The organism is Undibacterium sp. Ji50W (assembly GCF_049340445.1).
In the GTDB taxonomy this organism is placed as follows: Bacteria; Pseudomonadota; Gammaproteobacteria; order Burkholderiales; family Burkholderiaceae_D; genus Undibacterium.
Map to the genome: position 1 here is coordinate 19,585 of NZ_JBMPOX010000025.1, position 17,661 is coordinate 37,245.

Here is a 17,661-nt window from a genome sequence, read left to right on the forward strand (position 1 = left end):
TACCTTTCAAGCATTCTTCAAAATCGCTGCACGCAGGGCCAGGATTTCTTCTTTCAGACCCTTGATCTGGTCCGACGAACATTCCGTTGCACACATCACCGACACCGGCAGGGCCGCTGCCGCCTTGCGCATGTCATGGCCTGCTTTGGTCAACGAGATGATGACCTGTCTCTCATCGCTGGCTGCCCTGACCCTGGTAATCAGTTCCTGCGCTTCCATGCGTTTTAGCAGAGGCGTCAGGGTGGCCGAATCCAGTATCAGGCGGGCCCCGATGTCATTCACGGTTTGCTCATCTTGTTCCCACAACACCATCAGCACCAGGTATTGCGAATAGGTGATGCCCATGCCTTTCAACAGCTTGCGATACAGCTTGTTCATTGCCAGTGAGGTGGAATACAAGGCAAAGCACAACTGATCACCGAGCTGCGGTACGGACAGGGATTTGGCGTTGGTCGTTTTCATGCCTCACATAATATATAGCGCACTATCTAATAGCAAGTTATTTTTAAAAATATTTGTAACACCCCTGGTGACAGCAATCGTCGCGCTTGCCTTCAGTCAATGACCTTAGCTTGCTTTGGTCAATTTGCGCTCTTGCTTACCGGCCCCAGATAGCCCGATGGCAGCTTGCCCTGATGCAGCACAATCTTGTCCACCACGATGCCGGGGCGTATGCCATACACATGCAGTTGGTGCTTGCCCGCCGCCAGCGTGCCCACCGGGGTGCTGGCAATGCGTGTGGCATTCAATACTCCCTGCGCCCATTCTGCACTGCCATCTTTAACATCGAGTTGTACCAGTTGAGGTGCGCCATCATCAATGGCGATTGCCAGTTCCAGCACCGTACCACTCAGGGGCTGAGTGGGGATGAGGTAGGCTGACAACTGGTAGTTGCCTGCACCGTCTGTACCGTTCAGCGTAAATTCATAATCCAGGCGTGGTGCCGCGCTTGCCGCCAGCGCCAGCGGTATGGGGCTGGCAGTGGTGGGGAACAGGGCCATCGACCCGGCACCGGTGCGGCCCAGGCCAGGTATCAGTTCCCAGCGCATAGTGCCATCGGCACGCTGATGCTGGAATTGTTCGGCTTCCATGGCGATAGCTGATGCGGTGGGGGGCGTTGCAGACAATGTCGCAACTGCGGCAATATCTGTAGCGGGCACTTGCCACTTGCTGATGCGCATGGATTTCCATTGATCATCTGCCGGTTCTGCGGCCATGATGCCGCGCCATTTGCCACCTGCCAGCGGGCCGTTCCAGTGGGCGTTGATGGCTTGCAGTTGCTGGTCGGCGTTGATGGCGGCAGCGCGGTTGCCGCGTTCGGTTTCAAAATAACGCAGATTCGCCAGGGCCGATGCCTGTACCGGGTAAGCCACCAGTTCAAAAAAAGCATCCTGCTGATTGGCGCGCAAATGCTTGCCTGCTTTGTCGACGCGGCTTTGCAATTGCGTGAATGCGGCCAGCCTTTGTGTGATTTCGGCAGGGCTTAGCGCACTGGGGCGTGGGCTTTCTTTGGGCAGCCACCATTGCAGGTGTTCTGGTTTGCGCTGATAATTCAACTGGTAATACTCAGCCATGATGGCGGCAATCTCGCTTGCCTGCGCCGCGCCAAATTCACGCGCAGCCCATTGTTGCAGATAGCTGGGCAATTGTGCCAGCGGCCAGCGTTGCATGTCCCAGGCCATCTGCAAAAAGAATTCCGTGCCGATTTCTGCCGGCTTCAGGTCGCCGACATTGGCTATCCATATATTGCGGGCACCGTTATCATAAGACTTGCTCATTTCTTCCCAGATCAGGGCCGGTGGCGTGGTGCCCAGCCACAGGTAAGACAGGGGTGCGCCCAGGTAAGACAGGTGGTAATACACGCCAAAACCACCAGCGCGCTTGCTTTCTTCGGCAGTGGCAAAGCTGCGCACATAACCAAAATTGTCATCCGGCCAGATGATGGTGACATCGTCCGGCACCTGCAAGCCCTGGCGGTACAGCGGCAGCACTTCTTTATACGCACAAAATACTTGCGGCACCTGATTGACATCGGCGTTCACATACTTGCTCAGCAGGCGGCGCTGGTCGCTGAAAATGGTTTCCAGCACCTGCCGGCGTTCTGCGTCGGTTTTTGGCCCCTGCATCTTGGAATCATGGATGCCACGCATGCCCAGGGTATAGATGTTTTCATAGCGGCCATTGCTGCGCACGCGTTCTTCCCAATAGGCACGCACGCCATCTGCATTGCTGACGTAGTTATAGCTTTCTGGCGCAGCCTTCCATTCGCCGACATTATTGCGTAGCATGGGTTCGGCATGCGATGAACCCATGACGATGCCGTAATCATTCGCCAGCGCCGCATTGGCAGCCGTCTGGTTGAAAGGCGGGCTGACGGCATGCATGGCAGGCCACAGGGTATTCGCCTTCAGCCGCAGCAACAGTTCAAACACTTTGGCATAGGTCTTGGGGCCTATACCCTTGTGTTCTGGCTCATAGTTGTTTGCTGCCCATACATGCAGGCCCCAGTCTTCATCATTGATAAAAATGCCGCGATACTTGACCGAAGGCGGCCCAAAGCGCCGCGTGCCCGCTGCCATGTACAGGGCAGCTTTCTTGTCCGGTGCCACGTCCGCCCACCAGTGCCACGGCGACACACCGATGGCTTGCGACAATTCATAAATCCCAAAGGCCGTACCACGCGCATCACTGCCGACAATGACCACGGCACTATCCACACCCGGCGTGGGTGCGGTGACGCTGGCGATAATAAAACTTTCCCACGCGCCACGCAGGTTGCCAATATCCAGCTTGCCAGCTGCTACCAGTTGATCCAGCAGGGGCGATTTACTCAGCGTGCCAACCAGGATCAGCGCGGTGGATTTGCCAGCAGGGGACGCTGACACAGCAGCAGCGCGCCCGGTGACACGCCCCAGATCCGTCGCCAGGTCACGCGCTGCCAGTTGCACGACTGTGGCATCGCCATCCGCCAGCACAATCTGGGTGGGCTTGCTGGCATCCGATATGGTAACGGTAACCGCACCAGGGCGGGCGGTCGTGCTTATCCAGCCCTCATTGGGATTGCTGAGATTGCTGAGATTGCTGAGATTGGCCTGCGCCTGTGCTGGCGTCACGCCACAGACCAGCAAAGGCAAGACCACTATCGTGGAAAATACCGTTGAACGTATCGTGGAACGTATTTTGAAATGCATCTTAAAAATTAAGGAGCGCAATCTGGCGGCTGCATGCATGGCGGGTGGTCCAATCAGAGGTCATATCTAACCCGCATTGTAGGAGATCAGTGCCAGCCGGGGCGGCAGGCAGCTCAGGCATGTTGAAAAAATCGACAAGATGATTGCAGTAGGGAATTAATTAATCCGCTTATGTCTGATTAACTTTTACATAACTACTTTTACGCAATTCATGCAGTATGGAATTGTTGCTAAATATGAAATGAAAGACATGGAAGGCTCACTGGCTCAAACGATACCGACTGTAGTAACACCTAATACGCTTATCTTTCGCGGCTGACGCTTCCAAGCCTTTTTGCAAGGAAACGGTGGCGTTGGTCAAGGCATTCAGCAAGACTTAGGAGTCATACGCAGCATCCGCATAGGCCAGTTGCGTCGTAAATGCTGCCGCGGCCACAAGCGCGCTTACCAGGGTTCTGAATTTCCTGATGCTGACCTTTCATCTGATTGAACAGGAATCACAGGGCATGCTCCTTTTGGAAAAGGATCTCGCTGGAAGAAGAAATGCAGAGCCGAAGCTGCAGCCCCATGATCAGGCTGACGGGGATGCTATTTCGACTGCGCCGCGGTGATGCGCAGCAGACTTTTTCCTGCGACATCCTTTAGCGGGAAGTAGGCGCGATGAGTGGCGGGGTCGACCGCGACCACATGGGCGTTCGGCCCCAATAAACCTTCGCCCAGCTTGACCAGCTTGCCATCCTGTTTTTTGAATACGGACACAATACCGGCTTCGCCAGCCACGTAGAGCCAGTCCAACGCGGGGTCGAAGGCCAGCACATCGGGATCGGCACCGACCTTGAATGAAGCGGTGACTTTCTTGCTGTTGAGATCGAGAACTAGCAGGGTGTCGTTTCCTTCGCAAGCGATATACGCCTGACGGGCTGGTGCGTCAATATATAGGCCGTGGTTTCCCTTGGCGCCTGGCAGTTTGATGCGATTGACGACTTTGTCTATAGCCGGATCGATTTCGACAAGCTCGCCGCTGGTCTGCTCATTGACAAAAATGTGCTTGGATACCGGGTCGTACTGGGTATTGCCCACTTCCCGCCCAACCTTGATCGTGGTGACGCGACTATTCGTACGCACGTCGATCACGGTGTCGGTGCCGCCGTGTTCGTCGGAGACGTAGATTTTATGAACTTCGGGCGCATAAGCGATACCATCCGGATAGTCGCCGGCCGGCATGCGCGCGGTCACTTTAAGCGTTTTGATATCGATGGCGACGACTTCATTGCTGCCAGTGGCCGACGCATACACACGCCCCAGCTCAGGAATGACCAGCACACCATGGACGCCCGCAATATTGGGTATATCCGCCACCACCTTCTGCGCCTTGGTGTCGACTACCGTCACCACGCTGTCGCCGAGATGGGCCAGAAACAACAGGCCGTTGTTTCCATCCAGGCTGGCGTAGTCCCAGCGCGTCGTGTTGCCAGCCAAGGGTATATCGGCAACTATGGTAAGCGGCAGCGTGTCGGCGGCCAATACATTGTGGCCAAAGACCAGCCCAAGCAGAGCCCAGGCGGCAGGCATTAGCGTACGAAAAGCGTTTCTTCTCGCCATTTTTCGCTCAGGATTCATTTAGATTGTCCCGACTGCGCAGTGAGCTGAGTAAGCAAGGCTTCAATATGCGCTTTGAGTGATGCGCTGGATGCTTTGAAATCCACACTGGCTGGTGGCACGTCGTTCCAGGCTAAGATGGACGAGCCATTGCTGCCTATGCTGATTGGAGAATCCACGCTGATCGCAATGGCGCGCCGAGCGGAATCGATGTCTAGTGCTGTCAATTTGGTCGGGTGAAACGCTGCGACATCGAAGCCTTCCTGGCGTAGCCCATCGACAATAGGGGGAGGAACAGTGATCGAGTCAGGGACTATGCCTCGCGAGACTGCAACAAAGGGGAGATGTCTTTCTTGGGCAATTTTGTTGAAATAGGACACGGCCATCAGACTTTTGACGTTCCCGTGCTCGCAAATGAACAGTATCTTGCCGGTCGTGTCGGCGGCATCTTCTGCGCTTGCCACCATCGCAGCACTTCCAAATAACAAAGTGAGCAGGACGGACGTAATTTGTTTCCAAAAGCCCATTTTAGTTTCCTTAGTCTGATGAATAAATTGGTCTCGCCGGCTTCTTCAACCTGAAATCGTCTGTACGATAAATTCTGGGCCGGCGGCCATCGATGTGCCTCGTCTTGGCAATACTTGCACCAGGCATACAGAGTGTCGTACGTTACGCACGTCGAGCAAGGTGCGGGCAAAAGCATTGCTGCGCCAAAGAGCAAATTCTACCTCGGTAATGCTATACATAAGGGGTTCCTGAGATAAAAAATTTTCACTGACCTTGTATTGACCAGACCTTCTTGTCGACCGTTTCCAGCCGGCGGGCTGCAGGCTATCCTTTCATACCAAAAAAATCGAAAAAATGATTAGCACTCATCAGCACGCATTGAATCCACTTGCATCATCAGCATGACATGCGTATGACTTATACCAAAATCCAACACCAGTGCTTGTCATAGAGTCGTAACCTGGCCTCGTTATTCTCCTTGGGCAACGCGTTCCTACCCAGTTTTAACTTGAGTTCCTTTGGAAAAAATCTTGTGCGATTGCATGAGCATTTTCCTGCGTTCTCATCAAAATAATTCTGCAGGTTGAGTAAATTCACTACGCTCCACGCAAACGCACGGACGTGGTGTGAGTTTTCATTTCAATCATGGTAGACGCTGATTCTGGAAACAGAAAACCGTTGATTCCAACCCACAATTAAGAGAAAATTTATGTCACGCCATTTTCCATTAAAGCCAGCCTGTATCCTGATTTTGCAGGCATTCGCGCTGATTGCCAATGCAGCAGAGAGCACGCCAGAAGTAGAAACAGTTACCGTTCTCGGTACGGGACAAAGCCGTCAAGTGCAAAATATCACACGTACCGATATGACAGAAGTCCCCCCCGGTACCAGTCCGCTGAAAGTCCTGGACAAGTTGCCAGGTGTGAGTTTTCAGTCAGCCGACCCATTCGGTGCTTACGAATGGTCCACCCGCTTTAGTATTCGCGGTTTCAATCAAAGCCAGCTCGGCTTCACGCTAGACAATGTACCGTTGGGTGACATGAGCTACGGTAACAACAATGGCTTGCATATCAGCCGTGCCATCTCTTCAGAAAATATTGGCCGCGTAACCTTGTCGCAAGGTGCAGGTTCGTTGTCCACCGCATCGACCAGCAATCTGGGCGGTACCGTGCAATTCTTTTCCAGCGACCCGACGGCCAATTTTGGTTTCACTGGTGAACAAACCATAGGCAGCGACAATACTTCCCGTACTTTTGCACGTATTGATTCTGGTGTCTTATCAACTGGCACCAAGTTCTACTTAAGTGCAACACGTCAGCGCACGGACAAGACCAAGGGCGTTGGTGGACAGGATCAGGATCAGTTCAACTCTAAACTGGTGCATGAATTTGGTGAAAATCGCGTCAGTGCATTCTTCAACTATTCTGATCGTAAAGAAGTCGATTACCAGGACATGTCGCTGGACATGACACGTCGCCTGGGTTACAACTGGGATAATTACGCGCCCGACTGGCAGCGTGCAGTGAATGCCGCCAAGGGTATCTTTACGGGTGGTGTTAATAATCTGGATGATGCCTACTATCTTGGGCGCGGTTTGCGTAAAGACAGCCTGGCTGGTGCTACATTGCTGATGAAATTGAGTAACTCTGCCGATTTGAAAACCACGGTCTATCATCATAGCAATGAAGGCCAGGGGCACTGGTACACACCATACAATGCCAGCTCTGCTACCGTGCCAATCTCTATCCGTACGACGGAGTATGCTATTTCGCGCGATGGCCTGATCAGCGACCTGCACTGGGATATTGGTCAGCATGAAGTCAATGCTGGCTTCTGGACAGAACGCAGCAATCACACCTTAACACGTAATTTTTATGCAGTCAGCGGGCCAGATGACACCAATTTCTTCCTGAGCAATCCGACCAGTACAGGGTTCAAGCAAAAATTCTATACATCGACGACACAAATGTATTTGCAAGATACAGTGTCCATGATGAATGGTGCCATGAAACTGAACTTCGGTTTCAAGACACCAAAAGTGAGCATTGATGCAACCAGCCTGGTAGGTAGCCGTGCGGCTGGCTCGCTGACTGCCAAGAAGACTTTCTTGCCACAAATTGGTCTGAGCTATAACCTCAGCAAAGACGATGAATTGTTTGCCTCTTTATCGCAAAACATGCGTGCTTATCAACCTGGTGTCAATGGTCCTTTCTCACAGAGCCAAACCTCATTCAATATCAGTTCCGCAACGATCAAACCTGAAACTTCGGTCACACTGGATCTTGGTTACCGCTTCAAGAGAGATTCGGTACAAGGCTCCGTCGCGCTTTACCATGCCGACTTCGATGATCGCTTGCTCAACGTAGCCAGTTGCCCAGGTATTGTGGGTTGCCCAAGCACTTTCGCCAACGTAGGTAAGGTCGCCACCAATGGTCTGGAAGCTGTCGCCATCTGGAGCATTACACCTGAAGTTTCATGGTTTAATTCTTTCACTTACAACGATTCCAAATACAAATCGAATTACCTCGATGGTGGCATTGTTGCCGTGGATGGCAAGCAAGTGGTCGACACGCCGAAAGTCATGTTCAACTCTGAACTTTCCTATGAAACTGAAAGCTGGTTTACCCGTGTTGGCGGTAAGTTCACTGACAAGCGCTATTACACTTATTTAAATGACGCGCAAGTGCCATCGTATTGGGTAGGTAATTTGTCCCTGGGTTACAAGCAAAAATCCATAGGTGCACTGAAAGATGTAAAGATACAGTTCAATGTAACGAACTTATTGAACAAACAGTATTACAGCACCATAGGTTCAAATGGATTTACTGCCTCTGATCCTACTGGTACTTTTGCAACTTTGCTGACTGGTGCGCCACGTCAAATGTTTTTGAGTTTTAGCGGTAAGCTGTAAGACTTTACAGAAGAAAAAGACAGCCGGGTTCACGCCCGGCTGTTGTCGTATCAAACAACATCAATACCTGGATAGTTTTTTACACTGATGAACACCAAAAAATACTTTGCCATAATCAGCCTGTTGTTGTGTCTGCCGTGCAAGGGGATACTCGCACAAGTTGCCACTACCACTCCTATTGAGCACGTGATTGTCGTAGTTGGAGAAAACCGTACTTTCGATAATTTGTTTGGTGTCTATCAGCCCAAAAAAGGTCAGACTATAGCCAATCTATTGTCCAAAGGAATCGTCAAAAAAGATGGTAGCCCAGGACCAAATTTTTCCACTGCCAGACAAAGTCTGGCGAATAATTTTGGCGCCTATACGCCGACACCTGAAGTCAAAGGTATCTACAACCATCTGCCGCAACCTTACGCGGCGGGCGCATTTGGGCAACGCCGCGATATTCCAGACAATCGCTTCCCTGTCGCTTTGGCAAATGGGCCATTTCAAATTACCAGTCATGTCAGCTATGGCGCACACACGGGTGATCCTATCCACCGCTTTTTCCAGATGTGGCAGCAAGTCAACGGCGGCCAGCAAGACTTATTTGTCTGGACTGCTGAAATGACGGGACCTGGCCCTAGCAACCAACCCGCCCCTTTGGCACCAGGCCGCACCTATCAGGGTGCAATTTCCATGGGTTTTTATAATATGCTCGCTGGTGACGCGGCTATTTTCAAACAACTCGCTGATCACTTTGCCATTGCGGATAATTACCATCAACCCATTATGGGTGGCACAACAGTCAATTATTTTGCCCTGGCGACGGGTGACGTCGCGCATTACAACGACAACGGCAAGCCTGTTATGCCGCCCGCAAAGCAGATAGAAAACCCCGATTCGCAAGCAAATACCAATAACTGGTACACAGAAGATGGTTACCGTGGTGGTACCTATGTGAAATGTGCAGACAATTCTCAACCTGGCGTTGCAGGCATCAAACAATTTTTGCAAAGACTTCCCTACAAACCCTTCAACGACGGCAATTGCGCCCCGGACACGTATTACATGATCAACAATATGGACCCTGGGTATTCTGCTACGGGCACGCCGCTGCCCTTAAGCGAAGAGAAATTCATCATGCCACCGCAGACCATACCGCATATCGGCGATGCCATGACAGCCGGCGGTGTACCCTGGAAATGGTATAGCGGCGGCCGCAATGACGGCAAAAACGTCGATAAAGAATATTGTGGCATGTGTGATACCCCTACCTTCTTCACCTCTACCATGACAGGGCCGGACAAGGCGAAGCTGCAAGATTTAAGTCAGTTTTATCTTGACGTTAAAGATGCCAAAACCTTCCCTTCAGTCGCCGTCATCGCGCCTTACGACAGCATTTCCGGCCACCCTGGTTACGCGATAGAACCCAGTTTCGATGAACTGGTCAATGACATCGTTACACGTGTACGCAACAATCCAGACCTTTGGAAGAATACGGCCATCCTGGTCACTTTTGACGAAGGCGGTGGTTACTATGATTCAGGTTACATTCAGTTCATTGATTTTTTTGGCGACGGTACCCGCATTCCATTAGTAGCGATTTCGCCGTATGCAAAGACTGGTTATGTCGATCACACTTATTACGATCATGTCTCAATCCTGAAGTTCATAGAACGCAACTGGAACTTGCCTCCCTTGTCCAGGCGCAGTCGTGATAATTTGCCAAACCCTGTATTCGACAAAGCCAACCCTTACATACCTTTAAATCGTCCTGCACTGGGCGATTTGATGGATATGTTCGATTTTGGAAAAAAGCGCCAGGGAAGCCTTGAAGAAATTAAAAAGACAAAATAAAGATATCTTTGGCTTTGTGTAAGTCATCGCACAGTCACATTCTTATGAAAGACTGCGCCTTCATTTGAGAAATGGGTAAATCATATGCGACATTTTCCACGTCTTGTTACCGTTCTGTCTGGAACATTATTGCTATACACGGGAGTCGCCGCTGCAACTGAAAAGCTGCGCCTTTTGACATGGGCAGATTATGCACCCAAGGATGTAGTCGCACAATTTACCAAAGAGACAGGCATCAACGTTGAAGTCACGCTGTCGAACAATGAAGAAATGATTTCAAAATTGCGTGCGACCGGTGGTGCAGGCTTTGATCTGGCACAACCTAGTCAGGACAGGATCAGTGGGCCGGCCAAAGAATTTGGCATCTACAAGCCACTGGACTATAGCAAAATCCAGATCGCCAATTTCAAACCAGAAATGTTGGAAGCAACACGCAAGACCAGCAGTCTCAACGGCAAGCCATACGGCCTGGCCTATTTTTGGGGCACAGACGGCCTGGTTAACGGTAATGCCAAGTTGGAGGTACTTGATTACACAGACTTGTGCAAACCGGAACTACAGGCAAAAGTATCGGTTCGCCTGAAACGTCCGACGCTGATAGGTATGGCATTTGCTCTGGGAAAAGACCCGTTTAAAGCCTATGATAATCCTAAGCAATATGAGCAAATCATGCAAGAAGCAGGTAATAAACTGATCGCATGCAAAAAGAACTTGAAGTATTTCTGGGAAGGAAAAGACCAACTGTTGAACGACTTGCGCAATGGTGATTTGGTCGCCGCCCAGATGTGGGATAGCGGCGGCTGGAAACTCAATGCAGAAAATCCTAGCATCAAATTCATCGCTCCCAAGTCAGGTGCGCTTGGATGGATAGACAGCTTCGCCATTCCGTCCAAGGGAAAGAACGATGCCGCTGCCTACGCCTGGATCAACTTTGTCGCGCGCCCGGAAATCGCAGCCAAACTGGCAAAATCCGCAGGCAATTTTACTGCTATCAAAGGTGCGGAAGAATTCATGGATGCAAAGATGAAGGCACAATTGAATGAATCCTTTCCGCCAGCCGCCATGAAAAATATCAAATGGTATCCAGCCATACCGCCAGGTTTGGAAGAAATCGAAGGCAAGATACTGGACCGTATCAAAGCCTCTCACTGAGTTATTTACCTAATCAGGAAATCAACCAGCGGAGTCGCATGCAATACGATCTCGAAGTCAAAGCTGTTTCCAAACGTTACGCCTTGCATGGACAAACCCACACAGCGGTTGACCAACTTACGCTGCATATCCCCAAGGGCGCGTTTTTTTCTATACTTGGCCCCTCTGGCTGTGGCAAAACCACATTGCTACGCATGATCGCAGGTTTTGTTGAACCAGATGAAGGGGAGATCTGGATAGGTGGCGACAATATGAAGCAGGTAGCACCCAATCGCCGTCCGGCGAACATGGTGTTTCAACACCTGGCATTGTTCCCGATGATGAACGTTGGTGACAATGTGGCCTATGGCCTGAGCAGACGTGGCACGGGAAAGGCGGAGACTAAACGTAAGGTTGATGAGATGCTGGAACGTGTTGGCCTGCCTGGTATTGCAGCCAAGCAGGTGCATCAGCTATCTGGCGGTCAAAAGCAAAGAGTGGCTATTGCCCGCTCACTGGTATTGGAACCTACTTTATTGCTGCTCGACGAACCTCTTGGTGCACTTGACCTGAAGTTACGTGAGCACATGAAGCTGGAGCTGAAGCAATTACAAGCGCAGATAGGCACAACCTTTGTGTATATCACACACGATCAATCAGAAGCACTGGTCATGTCCGATACGATAGCCGTCATGAACCGTGGTCGCTTTGAGCAATGTGGTACGCCGCAGGATTTATATTACAGGCCACAAACAACTTTCGTCGCTGACTTCGTGGGACAAAATAATCGACTGCAAGGGGTATGTCAACTCGATGCCAGCGGTCGCAAGCTGGCCGTTCTTGATAATGGATTCAGTCTGGTCTTGCAGCCAGAACTGCCGTCAGAACTACCATTTAGCGCAGGCGACAATCTGGATATGTTTATCCGCCCGGAATCGATAATCTGGTCAACGCAAGTACGCATGCGTGATGAACAAGAGAATCAGTTTCTTGCCTTTATCGAAGATATGGTGTTTGACGGAGCAAACTCAACGGTACTATTAAAATTAGAGGACAGCCAAATCCTGATGCGTGCAAGCTTGCGGCCAGAGATAATGGTTCAGGACTTACGCAAGGGTAAGCAAGTCAGCGTCAGCTTGCCAGCCCGGCATTTGCAGGTATTTGTGCGCCAGCCATGACGAACCGACAGCAAAACAAGATACTGCTTTGTCTGCTGCTGACACCCGCGCTGCTATGGTTAGGCTTGTTGATTGTGCTGCCGCATCTGGATATGTTGCTGCTGTCATTTAGCAAGCGTGTTGCCACCGGTGAGTACAAACCTGCTCTGGCGCAATATGCGACATTCTTTGAAGAACCGCTGTATTGGCATACCTTTATGCGAACGGCCAGCATGTCGGCACTGGCTACCGCGATAACATTGGTATTGGCGTTCCCAGTCAGTTGGTATATCGCCAAAATTGCGCGTGCCCGTAGCAAGGCCATCACCCTGGCTGCGATATTGTTGCCGTTCTGGTCGGGGGAGATGGTGCGGACCCTGGGTTGGGTTATCCTGCTCAGAAGTCATGGCGTTATCCCACAATTTCTGTTCAGCATCGGCCTGATATCCGAGCCGGTGGAATTGCTCTACAACGATGCCAGCATTATGCTGGGACTGGTGTATGCATCCCTACTGTTTATGGTCATTCCACTGACCAATGCGCTGGAAACTTTAGATGATAGCTTGATCGAAGCAGCCTATGATCTGGGTGGCAAGCCAGCAAATATTCTGTTCCATATCGTTTTACCGCATGCAGCCCCTGGCGTTGCTGCTGGAACCATCATGGTTTTTATGCTGAGTCTGGGAAATTATCTGACACCGGTACTATTGGGTGGAAAAAATTCAATGTGGTTTACCGAGCAGATTTATACGCAATTTATTACCCGCTTCAATTGGGAGCAAGGTGCTGCCTTTGCCTTCCTCTTGCTGTCGCTGTCCAGTCTGATGGTCTGGGCGGGACTGAAACTGAGCGGCCAAAGTTTTGCAAACACAATGAGACGCGTATAAAGTCAGGCCTATGATAGCAAGCATCCCTTCATCACGATCGAGTCAGTTCATACGTAAGGCTTATCTGTCGCTGTTCTTTCTATTCCTGTTTTTACCACTGAGCATGGTGGTGGTGTTTGCATTTAATGATGCGCCATATCCGATGCCACCATGGAAGGGCTTTACCCTGGACTGGCTGTTTGCCAACGGTGAACATGGGCGCACAGGTCTGTGGTTCGATACGGAATTACGTGACAGCTTGTGGAATAGCCTCATCATTGCCAGCACAGTCAGTACTCTTTCCGTTCTGGCTGGTACGGCTAACGCCTTCTTGCTGGAACGCTGTGACTTTCGCGGCAAGAACGTATTATCTTCATTGATGCTGGTGCCGCTGGTCATTCCGGGTGTCATTCTCGGCATTTCCATACTTGCCTTCATGAGCCGGATAGCCCAGTTTGCTGATAATAATTTCGGCATGGAACTGGAGTTTTTGCGACCAGGCTTGCCCCTGGTTATCTTTGGTCAATTTGCGTATATAGTTAGTATCACGACGTTGACAATTTCTGCTAGGTTAAAGCGATTTGATCTAAGCCTGGAAGAGGCCGCACAAAATCTTGGTGCCAGCCGCAGTGCTATCTTCATGACCATTACTTTGCCCTATTTGCGACCAGCCTTATTGGGTGCTGCTGCAATAGCCTTTTTACTTTCCTTCGAGAATTTCAATACAACCTATATGCTGACCGGCAGTGATGCTCCGCTGACCATATTGATGTATGGCCGCATGAAAGAAGGGGCAACACCTGTTATCAATGCAATCAGCCTGGCGCTGATGGTATTGTCTTTACTGTTTGTCAGCTTTAATTTGTTGCGGAAATCCGGGCAAGATTAATACCATCAGTTTCAATTAGCAAAGTTATCGCGTCAACCTGTACAAATAAATCGCCGTCCTGATGGTAGCGCGTTGTATGGATTTGATGTCCAGGTCTTCATCGGGCGAATGGGCACCGTTGCCAGTGGCACCTAGGCCGTCCAGGCTATCCACAAAAGGGGCGACGAACTGGATGTCGCCAGCACCACGCAAACCCGGTGGGAAGGGGGCTATGGCACCCAGCCCGGCGTCTTTGCTGGCTTTGGAATAGATTTCCAGCAGGGCCAGGTTGCCGATGGTGGGGGACATGGGTGGGTAATTTTCATAGAAGCTGATGCTGGCGGTGGTGCCGGGCAGGTTCTTGGCGACGATGTCGCGCATGCGGTCTGCGGCGCGCTTGCCCTGTTCGGCGGTCAGGTAGCGCAGGTCACCATGCACCTGTGCTGTCGGTGCGATGACATTGGTCTTGCCAAAGGCGGTGCCTTTGCTACCCTGGTTGTCATAGCTGATTTCTGTGCCGCCTACGATGTTGCCGGGGTTGAAGGTGAGGTCGGGTTCGATCAATTGTTCACGAAAGCTGTTGAGGATGCGTGCTGCTTCATAAATCGCACCATAGCCGTTATTGCCAAATACGGCAGCAGAATGGCCTTGTTTGGCTTTGACATCCAGCACAAAGCCGCCCGAAGCGCGCCGGCCTATGGTGCCGGTGGCATTGCCCTGGCTATCAAGAGACGTGCCTTCAAAGGCCAGTGCCAGGTCGCTACGCTTGGCGGCATTGATCAAATCGGCACGTGAGGTGGCGATGGGGTGGCCTGCGCTTTCTTCATCGCCACTAAAAATTACCTGGATGCGGGTATTGTCCAGCGCACCGATCGCATGCAGTGCACGCAGGGCTTCGATGATGATGACGTCGCCACCTTTCATGTCGTTCACGCCCTGGCCACGCACCTTGTCGCCACGCCTGTCCCACAATTGCACCGGGCTGTCTTTTTCAAAGACGGTATCCAGGTGGCCTATCAGCAGCACCCGCTTGCCCTGCGTGCCTTCCCGCTCTGCCAGCAAATGCCCGGCGCGGTTCATGGCCGCTGGCATGTCTGACCAGCTGGTTTTAAAACCCAGGCCATCCAGTTCGGCCCGATACAGCTTGCCGACGGCCCGCACGCCTTCATGGTTCAATGTACCGCTATTGATGTTGACACTGCGTTCCAGCAATTGCAGTGCAGCGTCAGACCTTGCCTGCACGGCAGCGACGATCTTTTGCTCGGTGGCGGACAAGTCATCTGCCTTGGCGGCGGTGTGCAGACCCAGGGCGGCCAGCAGGGTCATGGTGAGGAGGCTTGTGCGGGGTTTGTAGGGTTTAGACATGGGGTGGCCTTTTGAGGGGATTGACGATTGCTTCCAATAATAAACGGATTTTAATCGGCGTGAAGTATCGGTGTGTATGAAATTATGACGTGTGCCTACATCTTTGGGCTATTGGGGATATCCACGACGGTGCGCGTGGCGCACCCTACGAAGGTGTTTGTCGACCAGTCGCAAAACTATAGGGTGCACCGCGTGCACCGCCTAATGGCAAGGCATCTGCCTGGCAGTTTGTGGGGGGCGGGTCTTGAATAAAATTGCAGGCGAAGTGCTGGTGTTCAGGCCTTGGCTTTTTTTGCCGGTTTTTTCTTGGTAGCGCTGTTCAGGGCAATCGCTGCGTGGATCAGTGCCTTGAAGGCGGCTTCGTCCACTGCTTCACCTGCGTGAATGTCGATGGCGCGGCGCACGTTGCCGTCCAGGCTGGAATTAAAGAGACGGGCCGGATCTGGCAGCGCCGCGCCCTTGGCAAAGGTCAGCTTGACCACACTCTTATAGGATTCGCCGGTGCAGATGATGCCGTCATGCGACCACACCGGCGTGCCCATCCACTTTAATTCTTCGACCACATCCGGGTCTGCTTTCTGGATGAGCTGGCGCATCTTGCCCAGCGTTTCGCCGCGCCAGTCACCCAGGCTGGCAATTTTTTCCGAGATCAGCTCAGATACGGATTGATTGGATGTTGGCTGCTCTTGCTGCGTGTCTGCTTTTTTCATGATGTTATCCTGGCACGGTGGAATACTATTTTTCTGCAGAAGTGATGATGCGCTTGCCAAACCACATGCGATGCAGCAGACCGTCTTTCAGCACCAACTGATGGTAGAGCGCACCCACAATATGGGCAGCAATCAACAGCACCAGCAAGACGGCAAGCACCGCGTGCACCTGGAATGAGGGCAACGTCGCGAATCTGGGCAGCGGCGGTCCGTTCGGCAAGAAGGCACTGCTGATCAGCCAGCCAGTGATATAGCCACTGATGATCATCAGGAATACGATCGCATATAAACCAAAGTGGGCCAGCGAGGCCAGCCTGTCCAGCAGCGATGACCCGGTGGTCGGTGCTGCCGGGCGGGCGCTCCAGCGACGGATGATGACGCGTACCAGCATCAGCACAAGCACCAGCATGCCACCGCTCATGTGCAGCACCAGTACGTCGAGCTTTTTCGGGTCGCTGTTTGACATATTCTCCAGCACGAAAAAGCCCACGCACAGCAGGCCGATGATCAACAGCGCCACCAGCCAGTGCAAGGCCACCAGCACCGGCTGGTAACGTGTAGCGATAGGTTTGCTTATGACTGTGCGGCTCATGACAAGCTACCCGCTACACGATCGAGGTTGGCGAAGAATTTTTGCCAGCCGTATTGGGCACCCTGGTAGGCTTGTTGCTGATCTGGGCGGAAGCCTGATTGTTCCATGCGCAGATGGGTGCCGCTACTGGTCGCGGTCAGCGTCCAGGTGACCACGCTCTTCAGACCCATCGCTTCCCACGCATAGGACAGCACCTGGTGTGGTTCCACCACCAGCACCTGGCAATCTACCACGCCCCAGTCTGCACTCAGTTTGAAACGATGACCGACGACCGCCTGGAAGTCGTTCTTCATCAGCCATTCTTCGATCAGGTAACCCTGGGTCAGCGCCCGCCAGATTTTTTCAAGCGCATGCGGCATCTCGCGCTCTACCACCAGGGTCTGGGTGTCATTGGTGTTATCGGCTCTATTTGTGTTGTCGGTGTGCATTATTGATCCATCCTTTTCAATAGGTCTTCCAAACGGTCGAATTTGTGTTGCCAGAAGCTCGAATAAAAGCTGATCCAGTTCATCAGTGGTGCCAGTGCTTTTGGTTCGGCGCTGTAATACGTCTCGCGCCCTTCACGCCGGCCTTGTACCAGGCCCACCTGTTTCAGTGCGTTGAGGTGTTTGGAAATGGCTGGTTGTGATACGCCAGACGGGTCAGTCAGCGCATGCACGGTCATTTCACCGCCTTTGCTCAAACGTTCAAAAATGGCACGCCGGGTCGGGTCTGATAAGACTTTCAGAACGGCGGTTGGTTCGGCATGCATTGCAATTCCTTACAGTGGGTACAGTGTGAATGGGCGTAAATAAATCATAGCCAACTGGTTATGGATTGTCAAGGATGATTTTTAGAGGCATTTCGTGGCTTAGGCAAGTGGCGGTGGGGCAGGTTAGCGCTGGCGATCAGGTGGCGTGCGCATCGTGGCGCGCCAGGGGGCCGA

General features: G+C 52.0%; 16 protein-coding genes. 6 read left to right on the top strand and 10 right to left on the bottom strand.

Translation table 11 applies throughout. The features are described from left to right. Positions 1–6: 6 nt before the first annotated feature. The 5 genes from ACO0K9_RS24395 to ACO0K9_RS24415 all read right to left on the bottom strand — a co-directional run bounded on the left by ACO0K9_RS24395 (position 7) and on the right by ACO0K9_RS24415 (position 5,536). Positions 7–462 carry a MarR family winged helix-turn-helix transcriptional regulator gene (locus tag ACO0K9_RS24395; protein WP_422989315.1) on the bottom strand — a complete coding sequence of 152 codons (456 nt, stop codon included), beginning with the start codon at positions 460–462 and terminating at the stop codon, positions 7–9. Between the two features lie 119 nt (positions 463–581). Further along, on the bottom strand, positions 582–3,191 hold the full coding sequence (locus ACO0K9_RS24400) for a glycosyl hydrolase 115 family protein (RefSeq protein ID WP_422989317.1): 2,610 nt from the start codon (positions 3,189–3,191) through the stop codon (positions 582–584). Between the two features lie 588 nt (positions 3,192–3,779). Continuing rightward, complete coding sequence (locus tag ACO0K9_RS24405) at positions 3,780–4,811, bottom strand: YncE family protein (protein WP_422989319.1); 1,032 nt, start codon at positions 4,809–4,811, stop codon at positions 3,780–3,782. Then, positions 4,808–5,317, bottom strand: coding sequence for a hypothetical protein (locus ACO0K9_RS24410; protein ID WP_422989321.1), 510 nt, complete (start codon positions 5,315–5,317; stop codon positions 4,808–4,810). Before ACO0K9_RS24410 ends, ACO0K9_RS24405 begins: the two co-directional genes overlap by 4 nt. 45 nt (positions 5,318–5,362) lie before the next feature. Further along, positions 5,363–5,536 carry a hypothetical protein gene (locus tag ACO0K9_RS24415; RefSeq protein WP_422989323.1) on the bottom strand — a complete coding sequence of 58 codons (174 nt, stop codon included), beginning with the start codon at positions 5,534–5,536 and terminating at the stop codon, positions 5,363–5,365. Positions 5,537–6,006: 470 nt separating this feature from the next. On the opposite strand from ACO0K9_RS24415, the gene ACO0K9_RS24420 reads away from it, so the two are divergent. The 6 genes from ACO0K9_RS24420 to ACO0K9_RS24445 all read left to right on the top strand — a co-directional run bounded on the left by ACO0K9_RS24420 (position 6,007) and on the right by ACO0K9_RS24445 (position 14,090). Further along, positions 6,007–8,208 (top strand): TonB-dependent receptor, encoded by a 2,202-nt coding sequence (locus tag ACO0K9_RS24420; RefSeq protein ID WP_422989325.1) that lies wholly within the window; start codon positions 6,007–6,009, stop codon positions 8,206–8,208. Positions 8,209–8,295: 87 nt separating this feature from the next. Further along, positions 8,296–10,047, top strand: a complete 1,752-nt coding sequence (locus tag ACO0K9_RS24425) for an alkaline phosphatase family protein (protein WP_422989327.1) — start codon at positions 8,296–8,298, stop codon at positions 10,045–10,047. Positions 10,048–10,221: 174 nt separating this feature from the next. After that, a complete protein-coding gene (locus ACO0K9_RS24430; RefSeq protein ID WP_422989329.1) occupies positions 10,222–11,199 on the top strand; it encodes an extracellular solute-binding protein in 978 nt (325 codons plus the stop codon). A 38-nt stretch (positions 11,200–11,237) separates the two neighbouring features. Continuing rightward, positions 11,238–12,356, top strand: a complete 1,119-nt coding sequence (locus ACO0K9_RS24435) for an ABC transporter ATP-binding protein (protein WP_422989331.1) — start codon at positions 11,238–11,240, stop codon at positions 12,354–12,356. Continuing rightward, a complete protein-coding gene (locus tag ACO0K9_RS24440; RefSeq protein ID WP_422989333.1) occupies positions 12,353–13,222 on the top strand; it encodes an ABC transporter permease in 870 nt (289 codons plus the stop codon). The genes ACO0K9_RS24435 and ACO0K9_RS24440 overlap by 4 nt, the downstream gene beginning before the upstream one ends. Before the next feature lie 10 nt (positions 13,223–13,232). Beyond that, the gene (locus tag ACO0K9_RS24445) at positions 13,233–14,090 is read left to right on the top strand and encodes an ABC transporter permease (RefSeq protein WP_422989335.1); all 858 of its coding nucleotides are present in this window, start codon (positions 13,233–13,235) and stop codon (positions 14,088–14,090) included. A 24-nt stretch (positions 14,091–14,114) separates the two neighbouring features. Here the strand turns inward: ACO0K9_RS24445 and ACO0K9_RS24450 are convergent, their stop codons facing one another. The 5 genes from ACO0K9_RS24450 to ACO0K9_RS24470 form a co-directional block, all read right to left on the bottom strand. Further along, entirely contained in the window at positions 14,115–15,434 is a 1,320-nt protein-coding gene (locus ACO0K9_RS24450) for a M20/M25/M40 family metallo-hydrolase (protein WP_422989337.1), read from the bottom strand. A gap of 275 nt (positions 15,435–15,709) precedes the next feature. Further along, a complete protein-coding gene (locus tag ACO0K9_RS24455; protein WP_422989339.1) occupies positions 15,710–16,144 on the bottom strand; it encodes a DUF1801 domain-containing protein in 435 nt (144 codons plus the stop codon). Between the two features lie 25 nt (positions 16,145–16,169). Beyond that, positions 16,170–16,736: a cytochrome b gene (locus ACO0K9_RS24460; RefSeq protein WP_422989341.1), complete on the bottom strand. Its 567-nt coding sequence runs from the start codon at positions 16,734–16,736 to the stop codon at positions 16,170–16,172. Beyond that, the gene (locus ACO0K9_RS24465; protein WP_422989343.1) at positions 16,733–17,164 is read right to left on the bottom strand and encodes an SRPBCC family protein; all 432 of its coding nucleotides are present in this window, start codon (positions 17,162–17,164) and stop codon (positions 16,733–16,735) included. The genes ACO0K9_RS24460 and ACO0K9_RS24465 overlap by 4 nt, the downstream gene beginning before the upstream one ends. Then, positions 17,164–17,487 (bottom strand): ArsR/SmtB family transcription factor, encoded by a 324-nt coding sequence (locus ACO0K9_RS24470; protein ID WP_422989345.1) that lies wholly within the window; start codon positions 17,485–17,487, stop codon positions 17,164–17,166. The genes ACO0K9_RS24465 and ACO0K9_RS24470 overlap by 1 nt, the downstream gene beginning before the upstream one ends. Positions 17,488–17,661: the final 174 nt, after the last annotated feature.